At 42.0% G+C, this 23,839-nt stretch carries 22 protein-coding genes and 1 pseudogene; 14 read left to right on the forward strand and 9 right to left on the reverse strand.

Features of this window, described 5'->3' with window-relative positions:
* The first annotated feature begins 33 nt into the window (after positions 1-33).
* The 3 genes and pseudogenes from gshA (at position 34) to luxS (ending at position 3,013) form a co-directional block, all read left to right on the forward strand.
* Positions 34-1,611 (forward strand): annotated as a pseudogene (gene gshA, locus Q7674_RS09575) (glutamate--cysteine ligase).
* Positions 1,612-1,811: 200 nt separating this feature from the next.
* Positions 1,812-2,420, forward strand: coding sequence for a transglycosylase SLT domain-containing protein (locus Q7674_RS09580; RefSeq protein WP_008988038.1), 609 nt, complete (start codon positions 1,812-1,814; stop codon positions 2,418-2,420).
* Between the two features lie 74 nt (positions 2,421-2,494).
* Complete coding sequence (gene luxS, locus Q7674_RS09585) at positions 2,495-3,013, forward strand: S-ribosylhomocysteine lyase (RefSeq protein ID WP_008988039.1); 519 nt, start codon at positions 2,495-2,497, stop codon at positions 3,011-3,013.
* Positions 3,014-3,072: 59 nt separating this feature from the next.
* Here the strand turns inward: luxS and Q7674_RS09590 are convergent, their stop codons facing one another.
* The gene (locus Q7674_RS09590; RefSeq protein ID WP_023933472.1) at positions 3,073-4,338 is read right to left on the reverse strand and encodes an HlyC/CorC family transporter; all 1,266 of its coding nucleotides are present in this window, start codon (positions 4,336-4,338) and stop codon (positions 3,073-3,075) included.
* A gap of 108 nt (positions 4,339-4,446) precedes the next feature.
* A complete protein-coding gene (locus Q7674_RS09595) occupies positions 4,447-5,244 on the reverse strand; it encodes a cytochrome C assembly family protein (RefSeq protein WP_305423621.1) in 798 nt (265 codons plus the stop codon).
* Positions 5,245-5,452: 208 nt separating this feature from the next.
* Between Q7674_RS09595 and ffh the strand changes: the two genes are divergently transcribed.
* The 5 genes from ffh to rplS all read left to right on the forward strand — a co-directional run bounded on the left by ffh (position 5,453) and on the right by rplS (position 8,959).
* On the forward strand, positions 5,453-6,820 hold the full coding sequence (gene ffh, locus Q7674_RS09600; RefSeq protein WP_305423622.1) for a signal recognition particle protein: 1,368 nt from the start codon (positions 5,453-5,455) through the stop codon (positions 6,818-6,820).
* A 171-nt stretch (positions 6,821-6,991) separates the two neighbouring features.
* Positions 6,992-7,240 (forward strand): 30S ribosomal protein S16, encoded by a 249-nt coding sequence (gene rpsP, locus Q7674_RS09605; RefSeq protein WP_008988043.1) that lies wholly within the window; start codon positions 6,992-6,994, stop codon positions 7,238-7,240.
* 27 nt (positions 7,241-7,267) lie between these two features.
* Positions 7,268-7,801 carry a ribosome maturation factor RimM gene (gene rimM / locus Q7674_RS09610; protein ID WP_008988044.1) on the forward strand — a complete coding sequence of 178 codons (534 nt, stop codon included), beginning with the start codon at positions 7,268-7,270 and terminating at the stop codon, positions 7,799-7,801.
* A gap of 23 nt (positions 7,802-7,824) precedes the next feature.
* Complete coding sequence (trmD, locus tag Q7674_RS09615; protein WP_023933478.1) at positions 7,825-8,571, forward strand: tRNA (guanosine(37)-N1)-methyltransferase TrmD; 747 nt, start codon at positions 7,825-7,827, stop codon at positions 8,569-8,571.
* 37 nt (positions 8,572-8,608) lie between these two features.
* Positions 8,609-8,959 carry a 50S ribosomal protein L19 gene (gene rplS, locus Q7674_RS09620; RefSeq protein WP_008988046.1) on the forward strand — a complete coding sequence of 117 codons (351 nt, stop codon included), beginning with the start codon at positions 8,609-8,611 and terminating at the stop codon, positions 8,957-8,959.
* A 141-nt stretch (positions 8,960-9,100) separates the two neighbouring features.
* Here rplS and asrC read toward each other — a convergent pair whose 3' ends face one another.
* From asrC to cobA, 4 genes are read right to left on the reverse strand one after another with little or no spacing between them, the layout of a single operon-like run.
* Positions 9,101-10,102 carry a sulfite reductase subunit C gene (asrC, locus tag Q7674_RS09625; protein WP_008988047.1) on the reverse strand — a complete coding sequence of 334 codons (1,002 nt, stop codon included), beginning with the start codon at positions 10,100-10,102 and terminating at the stop codon, positions 9,101-9,103.
* 9 nt (positions 10,103-10,111) lie between these two features.
* On the reverse strand, positions 10,112-10,945 hold the full coding sequence (gene asrB / locus Q7674_RS09630; RefSeq protein WP_045066031.1) for an anaerobic sulfite reductase subunit AsrB: 834 nt from the start codon (positions 10,943-10,945) through the stop codon (positions 10,112-10,114).
* Positions 10,938-11,999 carry an anaerobic sulfite reductase subunit AsrA gene (asrA, locus tag Q7674_RS09635; protein ID WP_023933480.1) on the reverse strand — a complete coding sequence of 354 codons (1,062 nt, stop codon included), beginning with the start codon at positions 11,997-11,999 and terminating at the stop codon, positions 10,938-10,940. Before asrA ends, asrB begins: the two co-directional genes overlap by 8 nt.
* Before the next feature lie 12 nt (positions 12,000-12,011).
* Positions 12,012-12,818, reverse strand: a complete 807-nt coding sequence (gene cobA, locus Q7674_RS09640; protein WP_008988050.1) for a uroporphyrinogen-III C-methyltransferase — start codon at positions 12,816-12,818, stop codon at positions 12,012-12,014.
* Positions 12,819-13,037: 219 nt separating this feature from the next.
* Here cobA and Q7674_RS09645 point away from each other — a divergent pair, with 219 nt between their 5' ends.
* The 3 genes from Q7674_RS09645 to tyrA all read left to right on the forward strand — a co-directional run bounded on the left by Q7674_RS09645 (position 13,038) and on the right by tyrA (position 15,876).
* On the forward strand, positions 13,038-13,418 hold the full coding sequence (locus tag Q7674_RS09645) for a DUF2799 domain-containing protein (RefSeq protein WP_045066029.1): 381 nt from the start codon (positions 13,038-13,040) through the stop codon (positions 13,416-13,418).
* Positions 13,419-13,655: 237 nt separating this feature from the next.
* Entirely contained in the window at positions 13,656-14,726 is a 1,071-nt protein-coding gene (locus Q7674_RS09650) for a 3-deoxy-7-phosphoheptulonate synthase (protein WP_008988052.1), read from the forward strand.
* A 19-nt stretch (positions 14,727-14,745) separates the two neighbouring features.
* Positions 14,746-15,876: a bifunctional chorismate mutase/prephenate dehydrogenase gene (gene tyrA, locus Q7674_RS09655; RefSeq protein ID WP_305423625.1), complete on the forward strand. Its 1,131-nt coding sequence runs from the start codon at positions 14,746-14,748 to the stop codon at positions 15,874-15,876.
* A gap of 72 nt (positions 15,877-15,948) precedes the next feature.
* Here tyrA and pheA read toward each other — a convergent pair whose 3' ends face one another.
* From pheA to bamD, 3 genes are all read right to left on the reverse strand, one after another.
* Entirely contained in the window at positions 15,949-17,124 is a 1,176-nt protein-coding gene (gene pheA / locus Q7674_RS09660; RefSeq protein ID WP_305423626.1) for a prephenate dehydratase, read from the reverse strand.
* A 280-nt stretch (positions 17,125-17,404) separates the two neighbouring features.
* Positions 17,405-17,755: a ribosome hibernation-promoting factor, HPF/YfiA family gene (hpf, locus tag Q7674_RS09665; RefSeq protein WP_008988055.1), complete on the reverse strand. Its 351-nt coding sequence runs from the start codon at positions 17,753-17,755 to the stop codon at positions 17,405-17,407.
* A gap of 405 nt (positions 17,756-18,160) precedes the next feature.
* The gene (gene bamD, locus Q7674_RS09670) at positions 18,161-18,889 is read right to left on the reverse strand and encodes an outer membrane protein assembly factor BamD (protein WP_008988056.1); all 729 of its coding nucleotides are present in this window, start codon (positions 18,887-18,889) and stop codon (positions 18,161-18,163) included.
* Between the two features lie 169 nt (positions 18,890-19,058).
* Here bamD and rluD point away from each other — a divergent pair, with 169 nt between their 5' ends.
* The 3 genes from rluD to clpB all read left to right on the forward strand — a co-directional run bounded on the left by rluD (position 19,059) and on the right by clpB (position 23,513).
* Entirely contained in the window at positions 19,059-20,033 is a 975-nt protein-coding gene (gene rluD / locus Q7674_RS09675; protein ID WP_008988057.1) for a 23S rRNA pseudouridine(1911/1915/1917) synthase RluD, read from the forward strand.
* Positions 20,033-20,767, forward strand: a complete 735-nt coding sequence (gene pgeF / locus Q7674_RS09680) for a peptidoglycan editing factor PgeF (protein ID WP_045066019.1) — start codon at positions 20,033-20,035, stop codon at positions 20,765-20,767. Before rluD ends, pgeF begins: the two co-directional genes overlap by 1 nt.
* Before the next feature lie 169 nt (positions 20,768-20,936).
* Entirely contained in the window at positions 20,937-23,513 is a 2,577-nt protein-coding gene (clpB, locus tag Q7674_RS09685) for an ATP-dependent chaperone ClpB (protein WP_305423628.1), read from the forward strand.
* Positions 23,514-23,839 lie beyond the last annotated feature (326 nt).

Raw genomic sequence — 23,839 nt, forward strand, 5'->3', positions numbered from 1 at the left:
TTTTCCTTAAATTAGATTAAAACGAGAATAGCCTTGATGGATTTTTCACAGAGGTTACAGCAGCTTTCTACTCATGCTGATGCATTAACCCAGTTTGGGCGTGGACTTGAACGAGAGTCACTTCGAATTACTGCTGACAGGCATTTATCCCAACAACCTCATCCCGTGGCATTAGGTTCTGCACTAACCAATAAGTGGGTCACAACTGATTTTGCCGAATCATTGTTGGAATTTATTACACCAGTATCAACCGATGTTGATCAGCTGTTATGGCAACTTGAAGATATCCATAAATTTGCTTTAAGCAAAATGGATGGTGAGCGTTTATAGTCAATGTCGATGCCATGTTTTGTTGGCTCGCAAGATGATATTACTTTAGCGCAATACGGTTCATCGAATACTGGACGTATGAAAACGCTTTACCGCGAAGGCTTGAAGCATCGCTATGGTAGCGTGATGCAGATCATCTCTGGTGTTCACTTTAACTTCTCATTCTCTGATAGTTTTTGGGATGGTCTATTTGGTGAGCAAACGCCAGAGCAACGCCAAGAATCAGTATCGGATGCATACTTTGGTTTGATCCGTAATTACTACCGTTTTGGTTGGTTAATTCCTTATTTATTTGGGGCGTCTCCTGCACTTTGTGGCTCTTTTATTAAAGACGACAAAGTGAAGGAATCATTTAGCAAAGTGGGTACAGGTACCTATTACTTAGAGAATGCAACAGCATTACGTTTAAGTGATTTGGGTTACACCAATAATGCGCAAAGCTCGTTGAAAATTGGCTTTAATAGCTTAGATCAGTACCTAGAAGGCTTAAATAAAGCGATTCATACTCCGTCAAAAGAGTTTGCTGACATTGGTGTGATTGTTGATGGTGAACGTCGTCAGCTAAACAGTAATGTGCTACAGATTGAAAATGAGCTTTATGCGCCAATTCGCGCAAAACGTGTTACCAAAAGTGGTGAAAAACCATCAGAAGCACTAAAGCGTGGCGGTGTTGAGTACATCGAAGTACGTTCGTTAGATGTAAACCCATTTAGCCCGATTGGTATCAGTGAAGATCAAGTTCGTTTCCTTGATTTATTCCTAACGTGGGCGGTATTAACACCATCTGCGGATATGGATGACAGCGAGTTAGCTTGCTGGCGTGATAACTGGAACCGTGTTGTGGTTGACGGTCGTAATCCTGAGCTAATGCTTAAGATTGGCTGTGCTGGTGAGCGTTTAAGCTTAAAAGATTGGGGTTCGCGTGTCTTTGCTGAATTGGAGCAAGTAGCGAAAACCATTGATGAGCTAAACGGTAACACTCTTTACCAACAAACATGTGAGCGTTTATTAGGTTGGATTCATCATCCTGAACGTACGCTCTCAGCGCAATTGCTTGAGCAAATTAAAGCGGAGCAAGGCATTGGTAATTTAGGTTACAAGTTAGCGGCACAACATTTAGGTTACCTAAATGAGCAAGGTTTCCGCTTTTATGATGCAAAAACGTTTGAACAAGAAGTACATCACTCAATAGAGAAGCAACAGCAAATCGAACGTGATGACACTGTCTCTTTTGACGAATACCTTGATAACTATTTTGCCGACATTAATATCGGATTATAAATAGCAGCACAGAGAACGTGATAAGCTTCTCGTGTGAATTAAAGCTGGTATCAGGACGGTACCAGCTTATTATTTTTTATATTTTGTGATGCGCACAGATATAACATGGATGATCATACCTTTCTTTCAGTTTCCATTCGCTTTCATCTTGCTATCCTGTCGTACTCAATCCATGCCTTATTTTTAACGTGCGAGTATATATGCAGCTTTCTCTTCGTTTCTTTTTGTTACTCGGTATCACTTTCATTGTGACAGGGTGTGCCAGTGCGCCGCCACGGGATCAGTCGAATATTTGTAATATCTTCCGTCAGTACCCAAGTTGGTATGACGATGCTGTTGATATGCAAAAAGAGTGGGGTACACCGATCAATGTGGCGATGGCAATTATTAAGCAAGAAAGTAGCTTTCGCCATGATGCTCAACCACCAAAAGATTACGTACTAGGTTTTATTCCTTGGGGACGTGTGAGCAGTGCTTATGGTTACGCACAAGCGCAAGATCCAGCATGGGAAGATTTTCAAAAACACACCGGGCATGGTGGATCTCGTACCGACTTTGGTGATTCACTACAGTTTGTTGGCTGGTATACCCATGAAACGCAGCGTCAGCTTGGGATCTCTAAATGGGATGCGTATCGTCAATACCTTGCTTACCATGAAGGGCGAGGTGGCTATAAACGTGGAACGTATTGGAAAAAGCCATGGTTGACCAAGGTTGCGCGTAAAGTAGAGCAGCAATCGAAGAATTATGGTTGGCAGCTAAAACAGTGCCGCAAAGAATTAGAAAGTAATAGAAGCTGGTGGTTTTAATTCATAAGTTGCTAACTTAGGAAAAACACCAATAATTGAATAAGTCAGGATTTACGTGCAAGGAGAAGCAAACAATGCCATTACTCGATAGTTTTACCGTTGATCATACTAAGATGAATGCACCTGCGGTTCGTGTGGCAAAGACCATGCAGACTCCAAAAGGTGACACTATTACTGTGTTTGATCTGCGTTTTTGTCGCCCTAATGTCGATATTTTAAGTGAGCGTGGTATTCATACTTTAGAACACCTTTATGCTGGTTTTATGCGTGCGCATTTAAACTCGCAAGATGTCGAAATTATTGATATTTCCCCAATGGGATGTCGTACAGGTTTTTACATGAGCTTAATTGGTACGCCAACAGAAGCTGTCGTTGCTGCTAGCTGGAAAGCGGCGATGGAAGATGTACTAAAGGTTGAGTCACAAAATCAGATCCCTGAGCTTAATGAATATCAGTGCGGTACTTATGACATGCACTCATTAGATGAAGCGAAGCAAATTGCTCAAACGATCCTAGCGCAAGGGATCTCTGTTAACTTAAATAATGAGTTGGCACTCCCAGATGCGATGTTACAAGAGCTAAAAGTAAAATAAGCTGGTGGTAAAACAACAGATAATAAAAAAGCCGACATCATGTCGGCTTTTTTTGTTCATTATGGGTTGTCTGGTAACACTTTGATTAACTTAATCATATTGTCGGACACTTCCACAATCTCCATCTTATGATCAGCAATCATAATACTGACCTGATTTTCTGGAATGTATTCTAAGTGCTCTAAGATCAAACCATTTAAGGTTCGAGGACCATCAGTTGGCAGTTTCCAATTTAGGCTCTTGTTCAAATCTCGAATGTTGGCACTGCCTTCAATCATTAAACTACCATCACTTTGAGCAGTAATTTCTTCAGCTAACGTTGGTGCAATAGAGGTAGTAAATTCACCGACGATCTCTTCTAAGATATCTTCTACAGTGATCAAGCCTTGAATGTCGCCGTATTCATCAACAATCAAACCAATACGCTCTTTATTGCGTTGGAACTTCAACAGCTGGATATTCAGTGGTGTGCCTTCTGGAATGAAATACACTTCATCGGCAGCACGCAGTAGGTTTTCTTTACTGAAATCGTTTTTGTCCATCATAAGGCGATACGCTTCACGTACACGTAGCATACCCACCACTTCATCAATATTGTCACGGTACAGCACGATACGACCATGAGCAGAATGGCTTAACTGACGAACAATTGATTTCCAATCATCATTTACGTTAATCGCTGCAATTTCACTGCGCGGCACCATCAAATCTTCAACGGTTACATTTTCTAAATCCAGAATTGAAAGCAGCATGTCTTGGTGACGACGTGGGATCAAGCCGCCAGCTTCATTGACGACTGTTCGTAGCTCTTCAGAGCTCAATTTTGAAGAACTGTTGTTGCTACTTTTCAGACCAAGCAAGAATAAGAAAGCACTGGTGATCCCATTAACAAACCATACCAATGGGTAAAGCACTTTCATTAAGATATTTAAAACAATACTGCTGGCGTAAGAAATACGTTCAGGATAAAGCGCAGCAACAGTTTTTGGCGTCACTTCGGCAAAAACGAGAATTAAAATGGTTAGTGCACCAGTTGCAATAGCCACCCCAGCATCACCGTATAAACGCATACCTAAAATAGTAGCGATGGCAGAAGCGAGGATATTTACAAGGTTATTACCGATCAGGATCAAGCCAATTAAGCGGTCAGTACGAGAAAGCAACTTCTCAACACGTTTTGCCCCTTTGTGACCTTGGTTGGCCATGTGACGCAGTTTGTAGCGGTTTAGTGCCATCATGCCTGTTTCTGAACTGGAGAAGTAGGCTGATAGGATGATCATTAAAATGAGTAGAGAGAACAGTACACCCGTGGAGATATCGTCCAAAAGTTGTAATCCTTAATTTTTTATACAAGCTGAAAGCCCAATAGGGCAAAGTTATCAATGTTTTAATTATAGTGAGATTCTATATGAATCAAGATTAGGCTATGTTAATTACATACCAATGATAATTTCTTTTACGAAGCGGCTCCCAAAGTAAGCCAGTGTGAGTAGAAAGGCGCCAATTAAGCTAAACCAAATCACACGACGCCCACGCCAACCTTGTCGGTAGTGACCCCACAATAAGACGCTGTAAACACACCAAGCTAATAATGATAGTATCGCTTTATGGGTTTTACCTTGGGCTATGATATCGTGAATAAACAGATATCCGGTGAATAAAGTGACCGTTAATAACGCATATCCCACCACGATGATCTTGAAAAGTTGACGTTCAACCATCATTAACGGTGGAATGTTAGGATTCGGCGCTAAGCTCTTTTTGTGTTTTAGCTTATGATCAAGCCAAGCCAGTTGAATTGCATATAAAGTAGCAATCATCAGGGTTGAATATGAGAACAACGCAAGAGAAATATGCAGTAATACTTGCGGATGCGCCTCTAAATGGGTAATAAAAGCCCCCGGCAATAATGCTGATGCTGCTAAGTTGATTGCAGCAAAGCTGTAAATAACAGGCAGCAAAAACCAAATCCGCATTTTTAACATTGCAGCCGTGGTCAAGCTTGCCACAATCAAGCTGATCAACGATGCAACGTTAAGGATACTGAGGTTTTGTCCTGAGCAAGCAAAGATAAGATCTTTAAGCAATAGGATATGTAGCACAATCGCAATGCTTGCGGCTGCGAAAACAGGCTGGGCTTTAATGCCGTTATTATTTGCAAGTCCTGGGATCACCAGCAAAAGTGCAATGATGTAAAAGCCAACGGCTGGAATAGCAAGTAACATATCCATAATAAATGAGATAGCTCCGTATTAACTAATGGCTATTTTATAAGGTTTTAGAGTGGCAATTATACCTTGCTCAAACCTTCGCCGCCAACGTAATACCTAAAAGTGACAGCGGATTACATGAAAGCGAGGGGCTTTTTGCGGTATACTTGTGCCAATTTTAGTGATTTTGCAATTTTGATTGAGTTGCGTAACGAGCGAGTAGCACTACATGTTCGAAAATTTAACCGAGCGTTTATCGCGAACGCTTAAAAATGTCAGCGGCCGTGGTCGCCTTACGGATGACAACATCAAGGATACCCTACGTGAAGTACGTATGGCCTTACTCGAAGCCGATGTTGCGCTGCCCGTTGTTCGTGAGTTCGTTAAGCGTGTAAAAGAGCGCGCTGTTGGTACTGAAGTATCAAAAAGCCTGACCCCAGGTCAAGAGTTCATCAAGATCGTTCAAGCTGAACTTGAATTGGTGATGGGCGAAGAAAACGAAGGTCTAGATTTAAGCTGTCAGCCATCGGCTGTGATTTTAATGGCAGGTTTACAAGGTGCAGGTAAAACAACCAGCGTCGGTAAACTAGGTAAGCTATTAAAAGAGCGTGATAGCAAAAAAGTATTAGTGGTTTCTGCCGACGTTTACCGTCCTGCGGCGATCAAACAGCTAGAAACATTAGCAGGTGATATCGGTATCGATTTCTTCCCATCTAATGTTGAGCAAAAACCAGTAGAAATTGCCAAGGCTGCATTAGAGCACGGTAAGCTAAAGTTCTACGACGTGGTTATCGTCGATACTGCTGGTCGTCTTCACGTTGATGAAGAGATGATGGATGAAATTAAAGACGTTCATCAAACCCTAAACCCAGTTGAGACATTGTTCGTGGTTGATGCCATGACAGGTCAAGATGCTGCAAACACGGCAAAAGCCTTTAATGATGCACTACCGCTAACAGGTGTGATCCTGACTAAAGTTGATGGTGATGCGCGTGGCGGTGCGGCATTATCTGTTCGTCATGTTACAGGTAAGCCAATTAAATTCTTGGGTGTGGGTGAAAAGACCGACGCACTAGAGCCGTTCCACCCGAACCGTGTGGCTTCACGTATCTTAGGTATGGGTGACGTTCTTTCTTTAATTGAAGATCTAGAACGTAACGTTGATAAGAAAGAAGCAGAAAAACTGGCGAAGAAATTCAAAGATAAAAAAGGCTTTGATTTAGAAGACTTCCGTAGCCAGTTACAACAGATGAAAAACATGGGCGGTATGATGGGAATGCTTGATAAGCTTCCTGGTATGTCACAACTGCCGTCTGATGTGAAAGATAAAGTGGACGATAAGATTTTCGTTCAAATGGAAGCGATCATTAACTCGATGACCAAAGCTGAGCGTGCACGACCAGAACTTATCAAAGGTTCTCGTAAAAAACGTATTGCAGCGGGTTCTGGTACTCAGGTTCAGGACGTAAACCGTCTATTGAAACAGTTCACTCAAATGCAGAAGATGATGAAAAAGATGCAGAAGGGTGGAATGAAGAACATGATGCGCCAAATGAAAGGCATGATGCCTGGCGGTGGCATGTTCCCTGGTCGCTAATTATATAATTTTAAAAGATTTTAAAGTCGATCGGTTATTTTACTGGCGAAAAAGTAACTAAAGAAGTTGCATTCGTCGTTCTAAAGAGTAAAATTCCGAGGCTTTATTTTGGCACGGGCCCCGTTTTTTAAGCGGGGCCAATTTAATTTACAGTAATGCAAAGAGGACGATATGGTAACCATTCGTTTGGCACGTCACGGCGCTAAGAAGCGTCCATTCTATCAAATCGTTGTTGCTGACTCACGTTGTGCACGTGACGGTCGTAACATCGAGCAAATCGGTTTCTTCAACCCACTAGCTAAGGGTCAAGAAGAGCGTCTACGTCTAGACCTAGACCGCGTAAACCACTGGGTAGGTCAAGGCGCTTCTGTGACTGACCGCGCAGCAAAACTAATCAAAGATGCAGCTAAAGCAGCTTAATTTGATTTTTAAGGTAGAAGAGAAACGATGAGCAATAAAAACCAAGACCACATTATTGTCGGTAAACTGGGTGCCACCTACGGTATCAAGGGTTGGCTCAAAGTTTTTTCCTACACCGAACAATCTGAAAGCATTTTCTCTTACACCCCTTGGCTAATTAAAGTAAAGGGCGAGTGGAAAGAGTTCCATGTTGAATCATGGAAACGCCATGGCCAAGGCCTAGTGGCTAAGCTAGAAGGCATGGACATCCGCGAGGAAGCCCAAGTTTTCACTAACGCTGAAGTCGCTGTATTGGCTGAGCAACTACCCGCATTGTCAGATGAAGAATTCTACTGGCGTGAGTTGTTTGGTATGTCTGTAGTAACAACTGAAGGTTACGACCTAGGTAAAGTTACAGACATCCTGGAAACAGGTTCAAACGACGTGTTAGTTGTTAAGGCGAACTTAAAAGATGCTTTTGGGCAGAAGGAACGCTTAATTCCGTTCCTCGATGAGCAGGTCATCAAGTTGATTGATCGCACTGCTCAGCGGATCGAAGTTGACTGGGATCCTGAGTTTTAACCTCCGGTAATAAGGTGAGTAACATGTGGGTTGGTGTAATCAGCCTTTTTCCTGAAATGTTCTCTTCCATTACCAATTTTGGGGTAACAGGCCAGGCGGTAAAAAAAGGCCTTTTGACTGTCGAAACGTGGAATCCTCGTGATTTTACGCACGACAAACATCGTACGGTGGATGATCGCCCTTACGGTGGTGGACCAGGTATGTTAATGATGGTGCAGCCATTGCGCGATGCCATTCACACTGCTAAACAGTCTGCAAAAGGTAAGGCTAAAGTAATCTACCTTTCCCCTCAGGGCCGTAAGCTGGATCAGGCTGGTGTTGAGGAGTTAGCAACCAATGAGAATCTGATTCTTATTTGTGGTCGCTATGAAGGGGTTGATGAGCGCATTATCCAACAAGAGGTAGACGAAGAATGGTCTATCGGTGATTTTGTGTTAACGGGTGGTGAACTACCAGCCATGACGTTAGTAGACGCTGTTGTTCGGTTTGTACCGGGCGTATTAGGTGACTTTGCGTCAGCAGAAGAAGATTCTTTTGCAAATGGCTTGTTAGATTGTCCTCATTACACAAGACCAGAAGTGTTGGACGGACAGGAAGTACCTTCGGTATTAATGTCTGGCAATCACAAAGATATTAGTCGCTGGCGATTAAAACAATCGTTGGGCCGTACATGGCTGAGAAGACCAGAGCTCCTGGAAAACCTAGCTCTGACTGACGATCAGGAATTCTTGCTAGCGGAATTTATCCGCGAACATAAAGCAAGCATTTAATTAATTTAGTATCAGTTTATTCTAGGGTATATACCAAATGAGTAACATCATCAAAGCTCTTGAGCAAGAGCAAATGAAACAAGACCTACCTGCATTCGCACCAGGTGACACTGTTGTTGTTCAGGTTAAGGTTAAAGAAGGTGACCGTGAGCGTCTACAGGCTTTCGAAGGCGTTGTAATCGCAATCCGTAACCGTGGTCTACATTCTGCATTCACAGTTCGTAAGATTTCGAACGGTGAAGGTGTTGAGCGTGCGTTCCAAACTCACTCTCCAGTAGTTGACAGCATTACTGTTAAACGTCGTGGTGCAGTACGTCGTGCCAAGTTGTACTACCTACGTGAGCGTTCTGGTAAATCAGCGCGTATCCGTGAGAAGCTATCTAAGTAATAGCTTTAAACGCTTGACGTTTAGACGTTTAATTAAAAAGCCCACCGAAAGGTGGGCTTTTTTTGTATTGCATGACATGTATTGAAATCATGCACTATGAAAGCCTATCAACGAGATAGGCTATCGGATTTGTAACGTCGTTTATTTTAAATGAATATTGGCAACGTATTCTTCTTCTGACCAGTAAATACGCTCTGCAACTTGTGCTTCGGGGTTTAATGTTACCCCACGTAATACACGCTCTTTGAATTTGTGGTAGCCAGCTCGGTCAATTAAGTGCCCCATATGAAGGTAAACGGGTGTGCCCTCAAGCATCTCTTTTTCAAATTCAAGTAAGTTACTGATCACTTGATGAATTACATCTTCAGTTACCCAATTTAAAAATGTTTTACCTACACGCGGCGTTTTCTTTGATGTCCGTCCACCAAGCTTAACCATATAAAGCTGTTTTGGATCGCGCTGCCATGCCAATGTTGGGCAAGCTAATACACATTCACCACAGCCAATACATTTACTCTCTTCTTTCACCGCTTTACCATTTTTCAATGATAAACAGTTAACAGCATGGTGCTGACAAGCACGTACACAAGCGCCACAACCAATACAGCGTTCTGGTGTAAAGTTAATTTTAGCGATACCTAAAATACCAAAGTCAGCCATATTCGCTTTTGCACAGTCGTTAGGACAACCAGCTGCGACAATCTTTAAGTGATAAGGCTGTGGATAGATGTGATGCTCTAAGCGTTGAGCAAGCCCTGTAGTATCGGTGTTAGCTTTTTGACAAATACGGCTACCTTGGCAAGCGACAATGTTACGTCCGGCAATGCTTTGGTAACCCGCTTTGGTATCTTCAACTTCAATACCACACATTTCGACAGTAATATCTTGAATAAAGGGCTCAAGCTCTGCATTTACTTTATCAATGTCGCGGTAATGAATACCTGGCATAGCCAGCTTTTGTCGTGTTGTTAGGTGGATGATCCCATTGCCGTATTTCTCTGCGATATGCTGCGCTGTTGATAATAAATAAGCAGGCATAATACCGCCGGGAATACGTACACTGATCATGCACTCACCACGTACTTTCGATAGGCGATAATCACCTTTAGCACGGGTTTTAATAATATCGATATCTAATCCCATAATTTCCTCCTAATCGACCAAATGCTCAGCTTCATCAAAACGAAATACAGGACCATCAATACACACGTATTTTTCCCCCATACGGCAATGCCCACATTTACCAACAGCACAGGCCATACGACGTTCGTAATCCACCCAAATTTGTTGTTTGGTGAGTCCTTCTTTTAACAGTGCTTGTACTGCAAATTTGATCATAATAGGTGGGCCAACCACAATCGCTTGGGTATTGGCAAGATCAGACAGATCCAGTTTGTCGATATGTGCGGTCACTAAACCAAGATGAAATTCTTTATCTTCTTCACCTTCATCTAAGGTGGTGATGAGGTTTTGACGTTCACGCCATAACGGCATTTCATCAAGGTATAAAACGGCCTCTTTATTTTTAAAACCGAGGATCATGTCCATACCGTTCACTTTTTCAGGGTGTTCAGAGAAGTGGCGCATTAGCCCTTTAACTGGAGCAACCCCCGTACCGCCAGCGATAATGACAAGATGGCGATGATGATAGTGCTCTATTGGATAACCATTGCCATGAACGCCACGCATCCAAACATTGTCTCCAACATTGAGCTCAAAGAGACGATTGGTTACTTTACCGACATTTCGGATCAATAAATCAACGTAATCATCACCGCAATCAGAGACTGAAATTGGCGCTTCACCGACCATTGGTAGAGAGACTTCAACAAATTGCCCTAGTTTGGCATCAAAATCTTTAGCAACACGGAAGTTCCACTCAAGCTCTGTGTGTTTAGTGATTGCCAAAATAGGGTAAGCTTTTGGTAATAGGATATTTTTATGATCACCGCAACTACATTGGTGAGCGGTTGATTGACTAGACATCAGCTTTCTCCTTTTGACGATCAATGAGGTGTTGTTCGACAATATCGGTCATACGATTAACGATGGTGGTAAAAGAAATGTACTGTGGGCAGCGATCATCACAACGACCACAACCAACACACATATGGTTAGTACCTTCACGTGCCTTGTAGTCATTGACTTTATGCAATGCACGGTACCGTAAACGCTCACCGGTTTTTTCACGGAATTTATGACCGCCAGCCATGTTGGTAAAGTCACCTGTCATACAACTGGCTTGTTGACGGCGGCGCTCACCTTGAGTTGGATTTTCATCATAAGCGACATCAAATACGCTGTGACAACTGCATGTCGGACAAGAGGTAGTACAACGACCACAACCAATGCAACGGCTATCGTATTGTGCCCAGCTTGGATCGTTTTGCAGGATCTGTCTGATGAGGTTCGGATCATCACACACTTGGTCAGGCGTACGTACTGTTGTTGGGTTAGACTGAACAAACTGTGGTTGATAGTCTGTTTCTGTACCAACGGTTTCAAATAGCGGTTTCAAGCTATTATCGTTGATTTGAATATGAAGGCCGTCATCACTAAATCGAACTGCGGCATCGTAATTATCGGTTTGGTTAGTCCCCATTGAGACACAGAAACAGTTCTCAAAACTTGAGCTACATTCGAGCAGAATGAGTTTGAGTTTTTTACGTTTCATTTCGTAGTAGTAATCCGCATTACCACCATTTTTCAAATACATATGATCAAGACGTTCCAACGCATGAATATCGCAGCTACGAAGGAAAAGTAGGGTCGGTCTTGGATCGATGCGGGACTCTCTTAACTCATCACCATTAAAGTAAAACAGGGTTTCAGTGATAGGCAATACCACTTCTTTAGGTGAAAAATGAGATTTTTTCTTCCACACGATTTGTTCTGCTGATTTCACTTCTTGGTAAAGCAGGTTATCGGTGTGAGCAAAACGGCCGCCAAAGTGTTCATAGGCGGGCGCCATAATTTTGTATTGTGAGCCGAGCTGACGAAAGACGTCATTCAACTCATCCATACTGAGATATTTTTCCATGATCAGTAGCCTTTATAAGTAATATTCGATATCACGAAGCAAGGTGTTGTGGATTTGATGATGATAGGTAACCACATCGCCAACCACGATAAGTGCAGGGCTTGGTAGAGCATGCTTCGCAAGTTGTTCGGGTAGCTGAGCTAAAGAGGTGATGAGCTGACTTTGGTTTGGTGTTGTGCCTTGGCTAATAATGGCGATAGGAGTCGATGCCGCCATACCATGACGCATTAATTGTGCTGCAATTTGCTCGGCTCGATTGAGCCCCATATAAAAAACCAAGCTATGTTGTAATTCGACCAATGCTTGCCAATTAATTTGATGTGTATCTTTTTGACTATGTGCAGTGATAACTGTAAATCCGCGTGATACTTGGCGATGGGTTAATGGAATACCGCTATAACTACAGCATCCCATTGCAGCAGTAATACCAGGGATGATGGCGCACTGAATGTTATGTTGCTCTAGAAAGAGTGCTTCTTCTCCGCCACGCCCAAAAATAAAAGGATCTCCACCTTTTAGCCTGCAAACTTTTTTGCCTAGTTGGGCGTACTGCAATAAAAGTTCATTAATCGTTTGCTGTGAGGTTGATTGCCCATTACAGCGTTTGCCAACAGCAATAGCGTGACTTTGCTTAGGAAATAGAGCAACGATCTCTGGTGAAACAAGAAAGTCATACAAAATAACGTCAGCATCGAGAATACTATTTAAAGCTTTAACGGTGAGTAGCTCAGGATCACCAGGTCCGGCACCGACTAAAGTCACAGAACCGTGCAAATAGTGAGGTAATGTTGATGTTGGCTGTATCGTTACTGAATCCATATAAATTACTCACTAATTTTTGAAGATAGTAATAGGTTAAATAATCCTCATGTTGTATAAAATTCATAATTGTTGAAGTGCATGTTTTGTAATTCTTAACTTATTGGTTTGTTTATGCTTATTTTGATTAACATCAAATGAAGGGTGAATAATCTGAAAAGAAATGCTTTTAAGTTGAATAGAAAAGACGATTTTTACGAAAAATAAGAGGAAAAAAAGATGAAGCTAATCTCTACGCTAGGTGTGATTTCTGTTGTTTTTCTATCTGGCTGTGTCACACAGTCCTCTTTGATCAGCAAAGGAAATTTTGAAAAGCTCGGTTTTTATGACGGTGCTGGTGGTCGAGTTGCGCTAACGACAGAAAAACTAGATAAAATTTCAGATAAATATGACGCGACGGAAACGCCTAATCATCAAGAATATATGCAAGGCTATAATAAAGGTCGTGATAACTACTGCTCGATTGAGCATGTATTGCAGTTAGGTGAGCAAGGGGATTCAAATTGGGGAATCTGTGAATATCGTAGTGAAGTCCCATTATTTAAAGCAAAATGGCAACAAGGTTTTGAGCGTTATATGTCACGCGAGCCAATATTATAATTATACGAAAAAGAATGATGAAATAAGGGCGGGCACAGTCAGTTTGTTCGCTCTTATTTTTTGCATTGAATTAGCGGTGTAAATTTTTTTTTACAAGTGGTATTTTTTATTTACAGTGCTATTGCATTAAACCATCAAGGCTTGTTATGTTTGTTAGCATGATGTTACTAATGGATATAGTGATAACGGAACAAGGATTGTGTTTCGCGCTAACAAATCAACGACAGGGATGCCACTATGCAAAAAGACCAACTCAATAATGTTCATATCGAAGATGAATCTGTTCTTATTACGCCTGCAAAGCTAAAACAAAACCTACCTGTTTCAGAACAAGCATTGTCTTTTGTTGAGCAATCCCGTGAAACTATCGCAGATATTATTCACAAGCGAGATCATCGTTTACTGGTTGTATGTGGACCGTGCTCCATTCATGATGTAGAGCAAGCCAAAGCTTATGGACAGAAGTTAAAGCAGTTAGCAGAAGAGCTTAGTGATCAACTTTACATTGTGATGCGCGTATATTTTGAAAAGCCGCGTACCACAGTCGGTTGGAAAGGATTGATTAACGACCCACATATTGATGGCTCTTTTGCCGTCGAAGAAGGTTTGCATATTGGTCGTCAATTATTAGTCGACTTAGTAGAAGAAGGTATTCCTTTAGCAACTGAAGCCCTGGATCCAATTAGTCCGCAGTACCTAGGTGATTTATTTAGCTGGGCAGCTATTGGCGCACGTACTACCGAATCACAAACACACCGTGAAATGGCAAGCGGTTTATCCATGCCAGTTGGCTTTAAAAATGGTACAGATGGTAGCTTGGCAACTGCGATTAATGCGATGCAGGCGGCAGCATCAGGTCATAAGTTTATGGGTATTAATCCCGAGGGGCAGGTTGCATTACTCAATACCCAAGGTAACCCTGATGGTCACGTTATCTTACGTGGTGGTAAGCAAACCAACTATGATTCTGTTTCAGTAAGAGAATGTGAAAACGAGATGGTTGCATCAGGTCTTTCTCCTGCCTTAATGGTAGACTGTAGCCATGCCAATTCTCGTAAAGACTATCGTCGCCAGCCTCTAGTTGCTGAAGATGTTATTCATCAGATCCGTGAAGGAAATAAGTCTATTATTGGATTGATGATTGAAAGTCATCTGAATGAAGGAAATCAAAGTGCTGATCTTCCTCGTGATGAGATGAAATACGGTGTATCGATAACTGATGCATGTATTAGTTGGGAAACGACAGAACAACTATTGCGTCAGGCACATAAGGAATTAGTGCCGTTTTTACAAGATCGAATTAAATAATTACGGATAGAAAGAAATCATGGTTGCTGAGTTAAGCAAATTAAGAGATCAAATTGACGATGTCGATCGTCAAATGGTTGAGCTATTAGCTCAACGTCTTGCATTAGTCGAGCAAGTGGGCGTGGTAAAAAGCCAGCATGGTTTACCTATTTATGCGCCAGATCGTGAAGCGGCCATGTTGGCTTCTCGTCGTGAAGAAGCAGAACGTAAAGGTGTGCAAGCGGATTTGATTGAAGATGTACTTCGCCGAACGATGCGAGAGTCATATTCCAGTGAAAATGATTCAGGCTTTAAGTGTTTAAACCCTGAATTACGACCTATTGTGATCGTTGGTGGTAATGGGCAATTAGGTAAATTATTTAATCGCTTACTGACGTTATCAGGCTATCAAGTAAAAGTATTAGGCAGCCAAGACTGGGATCGTGCAGATGAGATCTTGCATGATGCGGGTATGGTGATTGTCTCTGTACCTATCCACTTAACAGAGTCTGTGATCGCAAAGCTAGGTAACTTACCAGAAGATTGCTTACTTGCTGATTTAACATCGGTGAAAAGTGGTCCATTACAGGCAATGCTGGAAGTACACAAAGGCCCTGTGGTTGGTCTGCACCCAATGTTTGGTCCTGATATTCCAAGTCTGGCAAAACAGGTGATTGTGTACTGTGATGGTCGTAACCCTGAAAGTTACCAGTGGTTACTGGAGCAATTTCAGATTTGGGGCGCAACGCTAAATCGTATCAGTGCGATTGAACATGATCAGGGCATGACCTTGATCCAGGCGCTACGTCACTTTACGTCTTTTGTTTACGGTGTTCACCTTGCTGAAGAAGATCCTAAGCTAGAACAGTTAATGTCGTTAAGCTCACCTATTTATCGCTTAGAGCTGGCGATGGTAGGGCGTCTGTTTGCTCAGGACGCACAATTGTACGGTGACATTATCATGTCGGCACCACAGAATATTGCGATGATCAAACGTTTCCATCAGCGCTTTGGTGAAGCGATTGAAATGCTAGATGCTCAAGACAAAGAGGCGTTTAAACAAGCCTTTGGTCAGGTATCAGGATGGTTTGGCGATTACGCTGAACATTTTTTAGCAGAGAGCCAGGGACTGCTTAGGCAGGCGAACGATTCAACTCATCGTAAAGCATAGTTAGTGCATGATTAAAAAAGCCCGTAATGATCTGATGATCATTACGGGCTTTTTATTATCTATTGGAAAATATTACTCGATAATATCAACATCCGTTGGTGCAACATTTTCACTTGGATAACAGCCTAATACCTTGATAAAGCGTGTTAGGCGAGTAAGTTCTTCTAATGCTTGCTGCATAGTGGCAGATTTCAAATTCACTTCTACATCTACATAGAACATTTCTTCCCATGGATTACCAATCACAGGGCGAGATTCAAGCTTGCTCATATTGATATTAAGATTACGAAGTACCAGTAAGCACTCAACTAGTGATCCTGCTTTTTGTGCCGTTGACATAATCAATGTGGTTTTTGCAGGGATCAAGGATGTCACATCAACCGCTTTTCGTGCCACTACAATAAAGCGGGTAAAGTTTTCTTGTTGGTTCGCAATGTTAGATTGGATTGCGGTTAAACCATAAAGCTCACCACTGGATGCATTACCAATTGCCGCTACGTTAGGTTGTTTCAGCGCAGCAACTTGCTCCATTGCATCAGCTGTGCTTGAGCAATACTCTTGTTTGATATTGCCCATACTGTGGAGATATTCACTGCACTGCTGGTGGGGTTGTGGGTGAGAATATAAGGTATCAATCTTCTCTATACTGGTTTCTACCGCCGTCAGCAAGCAGTGTTCAATCGGTTGAGTGATCTCTCCAACAATAGAAAGGCTAGTGTGCTGCAATAAGTCGTAAACTTCATTAATTGAGCCAGAGCTGGTGTTTTCAATCGGCAATACACCGTAGTCAGCATTGCTGGTTTCAACGATATTGAAAATATCACGGAATGTTGAGCAGCTGATCTCGACTAAATCCGTTTGCTTACGGCTAAAGTAATTGCGACTAGCGAGATGCGAATACGAGCCTTTTGAGCCAAGGAATGCGACACGTGCTGATGGGTTTGCACTGTCAGGGTTCGCTAGCTTTTGTAAGTAGGCTTGTTGAAATAAAACCGAATCTTCAATAATGGTGTGGAAGATCTGTGTTACGTACTGTGGATCTAACTGATGTTGTTTACCTGTTTCGATAAGCTTTAATAATAGCTCTTGCTCTCTAGTTTGGTCACGAACAGGTTTGGCTGTACTAATTTTACTTTTTGCCACCTCTAAACTAAGCGTACGTCGCTCTGCCAGTAGTTCAAGTAAAGCGTTATCGATACGACTAACATTTTTACGAATGTCGTCGAGAGAGTAGCGAGTATCGGTCATTGGCGTCCCTATCAGATTTCCGAATGTAGCTTATCTAAATAAACACAGTGATACCTATTGGTGTAGGTGCTTTAAGTGTGTTTATTACAAGCTGAGTGGTCACTTTTTATCTTTAGTCACATTATGCAGCGGGGTATTTAATGTCAAGCAGATTAGCGGGAATGACTAAGGATGGAAAAAGAGTGGTGATAAAACATTGAAGTGTTAATGAACGTTAATACGATAAAGCAAATAGCCCCGCAGAGCGGGGCTATTTTAAATCCTTATAATGTAGCGATGATTATGCGTCGTCTAGTTCTACTTCTTCTTCAACTAGTCCAGGTTTTTCACTGTGGCTAGCACGACGTGCATTAGGTTTGTGAGCTTGCTTTTTAAGCTGACGGTCAAGCTTTTGGTAAAGCTCTGTAATTGCACCAAACAGGTCATCATGCTCTGCAGAAGCAACCAACTCTCCTCCTGCGATATTAACTGCAGCTTCAACTTTGAATTGCTTGTTTGGCTCTTTGCTAATCACAACATGCTTTTTGATTAGCGGTACCTGAAGCTTCTCTAACTTATTGAACTTAAATTCAAAACGCTCACGGATAGCCGGGGTGATATCGATGTTTTTGCCAGTGATTTCTAATGTCATAATTATCTTCCTCGTTTGCTACCCTTCGTTGGGTTGAGTTCAGATTACTAAATTTAGAACTTAATAATGTGATTTATATCACATTTCATCTTTTAATAATTCTCAGCAAAAAAATCTGTGATCATCATGGGTTTGTAGCAAAAAAGTTTATAAAAAGTACTTGAGATGCGATCAATATTTAAGGCAGTATGAACAAAGGTGAAACGCTGGTGGCCTGTGCTAACTAGGGATTTTATATAACCATTTTAATTATTTGTGTGTTTTTTGTTCGTGCGGTTAAGTGCTTAATTGTTAAAAAATTAACGCAGAAGGCACAAAATTATTGTGGTAAATAACAACAGATAAAAAAACGGCAGCTAAAAAAGCTGCCGTTTGTTTTTTCATAAAACTAAATTGAGCGAATAATTATTTTGCTGGATTTAATTTCATCATCTTTTCGGTACGTTCCACTTCTTTTTGTAAGTTAAGTTTCTCATACGCAGTTTTTTCTAACTTCAATGACTCACGTGCAGCTTCTGTATCTGGGTACAGACGTTGTACTTGCTGGCAACGGTTAATTGCTGCAATCCATGCTTCACGGCGAACATAGAAGTCAGCCGTTGCTAAATCGTAATTGGCTAAACGGTTTTTCAAAAAGATCATACGTGCTTTAGCATCTGCGCCATATTCACTTTCAGGGTAACGTTCTAACAGGTATTTAAAATCAGTAAATGCTTGGCGTGATGGCGTTGGATCACGGTCAAAACGATTGATATTAAACATGTCATGCATAAAGCTACGGTCTTGTGCCATATGCGTTAAGCCACGCATATACACAACCCAGTCAGCTTGTGGATGATCGGGATTTAAACGTAAGAAACGTTCAATGGTTGCTTCACCTAGCGCAAGATCATCACTTTTGTAGTAAGCGTAAATGAGATCTAGCTGTACTTGATCGGAATAAGCACCAAATGGGTAACGTGAATCAAGCGCTTCTAATTGTTCGATAGCCGATGTCCAGTTACCACTTTGTAGCGCAGTTTGTGCTGTCGCATACAGGTTTGATGGTGGAACATCTGGTATTACTTCTTCTTTACTCGAACAGCCTGAAAGAAGGGCTACGGCAAGAAGAGTCGTGATTGTCAGGCGTTTCATTGCGGCGTTAGTTTCCTTGATAAAAATTTTATTTTGCTCGATCCATTACGGTCTGAGCCGTTAACAGATACAATGACACTATATTAGGTTACATCAAGCATAGTTTTAAGCTTGGTATATTTTACGCAGCGTATGGCAATTAGTCCCACGCTTTTTAAAAAAGTTCGCTATGGCACAGCAAATAGAATTAACAAACACAGTTGGTGAAAGCCAATTAGGCATGCGCCTGGATCAGGTTGTTGCTGAATTATATCCAGATTATTCGCGTTCGCGTATTAAAGACTGGATTTTAAATGGTATGGTTTCAGTGAATGGCAAAGTCGTCAAGAAACCTCGTGAAAAAATGATGGGTGGCGAAGAGTTATTCATCCAAGCTGAAATTGAAGATGAAGTACGTTGGGTTGCGCAAGACATCCCATTAGATATCGTTTATGAAGATGACGATATTCTTGTGATCAACAAACCGCGTGACTTTGTTGTTCACCCAGGTGCGGGCACGCCAGACGGTACAGTATTGAATGCATTATTGCATCATTGTCCGTCATTAGCAGAAGTACCACGTGCTGGTATCGTGCACCGTCTTGATAAAGACACAACGGGCTTGATGGTAGTTGCGAAAACAATTCAAGCGCAAACTCGTTTAGTTCGTGCGTTGCAAAAACGTAAGATCACTCGTGAATATGAAGCATTAGCGATTGGTCAAATGACGGGCGGCGGTACGGTTGAAAAGCCAATTGGTCGTCACTCAACAAAACGTACTTGCATGGCTGTACATGAAATGGGTAAAGATGCGATCACCCATTACCGTGTTGCTGAGCGTTTCCGTGAACATACCCGTATTGTATTACGCCTAGAAACGGGTCGTACACACCAGATCCGTGTTCACATGTCATACCTAAGCCATCCTTTGATTGGTGATGTGACATACGGTGGTCGTCCTCGTCCACCTCGTAATGCGTCTCCTGAATTTATTCAGGCACTACGTGCATTTGATCGCCAAGCTCTTCACGCGCGTATGTTGCGTTTAGATCACCCAATCACTGGTGAGAAGATGGAGTGGCATGCACCATTGCCAAATGACATGGTGGCTATGATTGATATCTTGCGTAAAGACACACTAGAAAACAGCGAAGACGATTATTAATGAAAGCGATTATTCCTAACTGGCCAGCTCCTAAATCGGTAAAAGCAATTAGCACTACGCGCTCTGGTGGCGTAAGTGCTTCGCCTTATCATGAATTAAATTTAGGGTTACATGTTGGGGATAACGAAAGCGATGTTAAGCAAAATCGTGAACGCTTAAAGCAATACTGTGAGTTAGTTGAATCACCTGCGTGGTTAAACCAAATCCATAGTGCTGACGTTATCGAGCTTGATGTTGCACTTTCATCAGTACCAGATGCCGATGGTAGCTTTACTCGCACTCCGGGATTAGCCTGTGCCATCATGACGGCAGATTGTTTACCTGTTTTGTTTTGTAATAAGCAAGGTACTGAAGTTGCTGCCGTACATGCCGGATGGCGAGGGCTTGCTAGTGGTGTTATTGAAAATGCGGTTGATAAATTCGATTGTACACCTGATAACATCATGGCGTGGTTAGGTCCTGCTATTGGTCCTGATGCTTTTGAAGTTGGTGGTGAAGTGCGCGAACAGTTTATGGCGGTTGATGCCAATGCTGAACTTGCATTTAAACCTCATGGTGATAAGTGGCTGGCAGATTTGTATCTACTGGCTAAACAACGTTTGCAGCGTTTAGGTATTACAGAGGTATATGGGGGAGAATATTGCACGTTCAGTGATGAACAGCAGTTTTACTCCTACCGTCGTCAGTCAGTCACAGGGCGTCAGGCATCATTAGTCTGGTTAACTGAAGAGTAAACTTTATACTTTTCTATTTTAAAGCTGAATCTATTATTAAGCGGGTGATCTTCAATAAGATCACCCGCTTTTTTTGCAGCATTATATTGCGATTTGCAGAGTTGAAAAATACACCCTGAGTATCCATATATATAGCATTAGTTTATTAAGAATTTTATTGGGAGAACTTATGCGTCTTGACCGATTCACCAGCAAATTTCAATCGGCAATATCTGATGCGCAATCGCTGGCTCTGGGGCGAGACCATCAGTATATCGAGCCTGCACACCTAATGGTGGCATTGCTTAATCAAGATGGTAGTACCGTACGTCCGTTGCTCACCCTTTTGAACATCGATATTACCCAGTTACGTTCACGTCTTGCTGAACTGTTAGACCGAATGCCAAAAGTAACCGGCATTGGCGGTGAAGTTCAGCTTTCACATGGCATGGGCGTGCTGCTTAATATGTGCGATAAGTTGGCACAAAAGCGAAAAGATAAATTCATTTCATCAGAGCTATTCATTTTAGCGGCTGCTGAAGATAAAGGCCCATTGGGTGAGCTATTTAAAGAGCTCGGTTTAACGGCGAAAAATATTGAGCAAGCGATCGATCAAATTCGCGGTGGTCAAAAAGTCGATGATCCTAATGCAGAAGAAAATCGTCAGGCATTGGAAAAATACACTATCGATTTAACCGAGCGTGCAGAGCAGGGTAAATTAGATCCTGTGATTGGTCGTGACGATGAAATTCGTCGCACCATTCAAGTGCTTCAACGCCGTACTAAAAATAACCCAGTGATCATCGGTGAGCCGGGTGTAGGTAAAACAGCGATTGTTGAAGGTTTAGCACAACGTATTGTTAACGGTGAAGTGCCTGAAGGCTTGCGTGATAAACGTGTGCTTTCTCTTGATATGGGTTCATTGATCGCAGGTGCAAAATTCCGTGGTGAATTTGAAGAGCGACTAAAAGCGGTATTGAATGAATTATCGCAAGAAGATGGTCGTGTGATCTTATTCATTGATGAAATTCATACCATGGTTGGCGCTGGTAAAGGCGAAGGCTCAATGGATGCGGGTAACATGCTAAAACCTGCATTGGCTCGTGGTGAACTTCATTGTGTAGGTGCTACAACATTAGATGAATACCGTCAGTACATTGAAAAAGATGCGGCGCTTGAGCGTCGTTTCCAAAAAGTGCTGGTGGATGAGCCAAGTGTCGAAGATACCATTGCGATTCTTCGTGGTTTGAAAGAGCGTTACGAGCTTCATCACCATGTTGAAATTACCGATCCTGCGATTGTAGCGGCAGCGACATTGTCACACCGTTATATCTCAGATCGTCAGCTACCAGATAAAGCGATTGATCTTATCGATGAGGCGGCATCAAGCATTCGTATGCAGATTGATTCAAAACCTGAGTCTTTGGATCGTTTAGAGCGTCGTATCATTCAGCTTAAGATTGAACAGCAAGCATTAGAGAAAGAAGACGATGATGCAAGTCATAAGCGTTTGAGTGATTTGCTAGAAGAGCTTGACCTTAAAGAGCGCGAATATGCTGAACTAGAAGAAGTGTGGAATGCAGAAAAAGCTGCACTATCTGGCACTCAACATATTAAAACTGAACTTGAGCAAGCACGTACTGATGTAGAAATTGCTCGTCGTGCAGGCGATTTAAACCGCATGTCTGAGTTGCAATACGGTCGTATTCCTGAGCTAGAAAAACAGTTAGATCTAGCCGCGCAAGCTGAAATGCAAGAAATGACCTTGTTGAAAAACAAAGTCACGGATACTGAAATTGCCGATGTGCTATCAAAAGCAACCAGTATTCCAGTATCAAAAATGCTAGAAGGTGAGCGTGATAAATTACTTCGTATGGAAGATGAATTACACCATCGTGTGATTGGTCAAGATGAAGCCGTAGAAGCGGTAGCTAATGCAATCCGTCGTAGCCGTGCAGGTCTTGCCGATCCACAACGTCCAATTGGTTCATTCTTATTCTTAGGTCCAACGGGAGTTGGTAAAACTGAGCTATGTAAATCACTGGCTAACTTTATGTTTGACAGTGAAGAGGCAATGGTTCGTATCGACATGTCTGAGTTTATGGAGAAACACTCTGTGGCTCGTCTAGTGGGTGCGCCTCCAGGTTACGTTGGTTATGAAGAAGGTGGCTACTTAACAGAAGCTGTTCGTCGTCGTCCATATTCAGTGGTATTACTGGATGAAGTAGAAAAAGCACACCCTGATGTGTTCAATATTTTACTTCAAGTGTTAGATGATGGTCGTTTGACTGATGGTCAAGGTCGTACAGTGGACTTCCGCAATACAGTAATCATCATGACGTCGAACTTAGGTTCTGATCGTATTCAAGAGCATTTCGGTAATCTTGATTATGACGGTATCAAAGCATTAGTAATGGAAGTGGTGGGTCAGCATTTCCGTCCTGAGTTCATTAATCGTGTTGATGAAACAGTCGTGTTCCATCCGCTTGGTAAAGAGAACATCAAAAATATTGCTAGCATTCAGATTGAGCGTTTGAAAAAACGTTTGGCTGAAAAAGATTACCGTCTTGATATTGATGATAGTGCGTTAGATTTAATTGCAGAAGCCGGATTTGATCCTGTGTATGGTGCGCGTCCATTGAAACGTGCTATCCAGCAATATATCGAAAACCCGTTAGCGCAAGATTTACTATCAGGTAAATTTGTACCGGGTAAAGTGATAACACTATCTGTAAAAGATGATGAAATTGTTGCTCAGCAAATCTAATTTTCTGATTTGATGACTATGAATGAACGCCCTGCATTTAAGTAGGGCGTTTTTGTATATATTAATAATTCGAGTTCTGGTGTGATTATTGATCATTAATGAGTGATTTGTTTAATACTTGTGCGAACAAAAATAATTGAGCAGAAAAGGGTTGTCAGCGAGAAATCTCTCCCTATAATTCGACCTCACTGACACGGGGCGAGCCACTGGCTAGCGACGGAATCAGTATTGTTCTTTAACAATTTGACCATGCAATCTGTGTGGGCACTCGTTGAATGATTAGTCAAAAAGATTTATCAATGATACTAGTGACCAATACGATAACT

It is taken from the genome of Photobacterium leiognathi (assembly GCF_030685535.1).
In the GTDB taxonomy this organism is placed as follows: domain Bacteria; phylum Pseudomonadota; class Gammaproteobacteria; order Enterobacterales; family Vibrionaceae; genus Photobacterium; species Photobacterium leiognathi.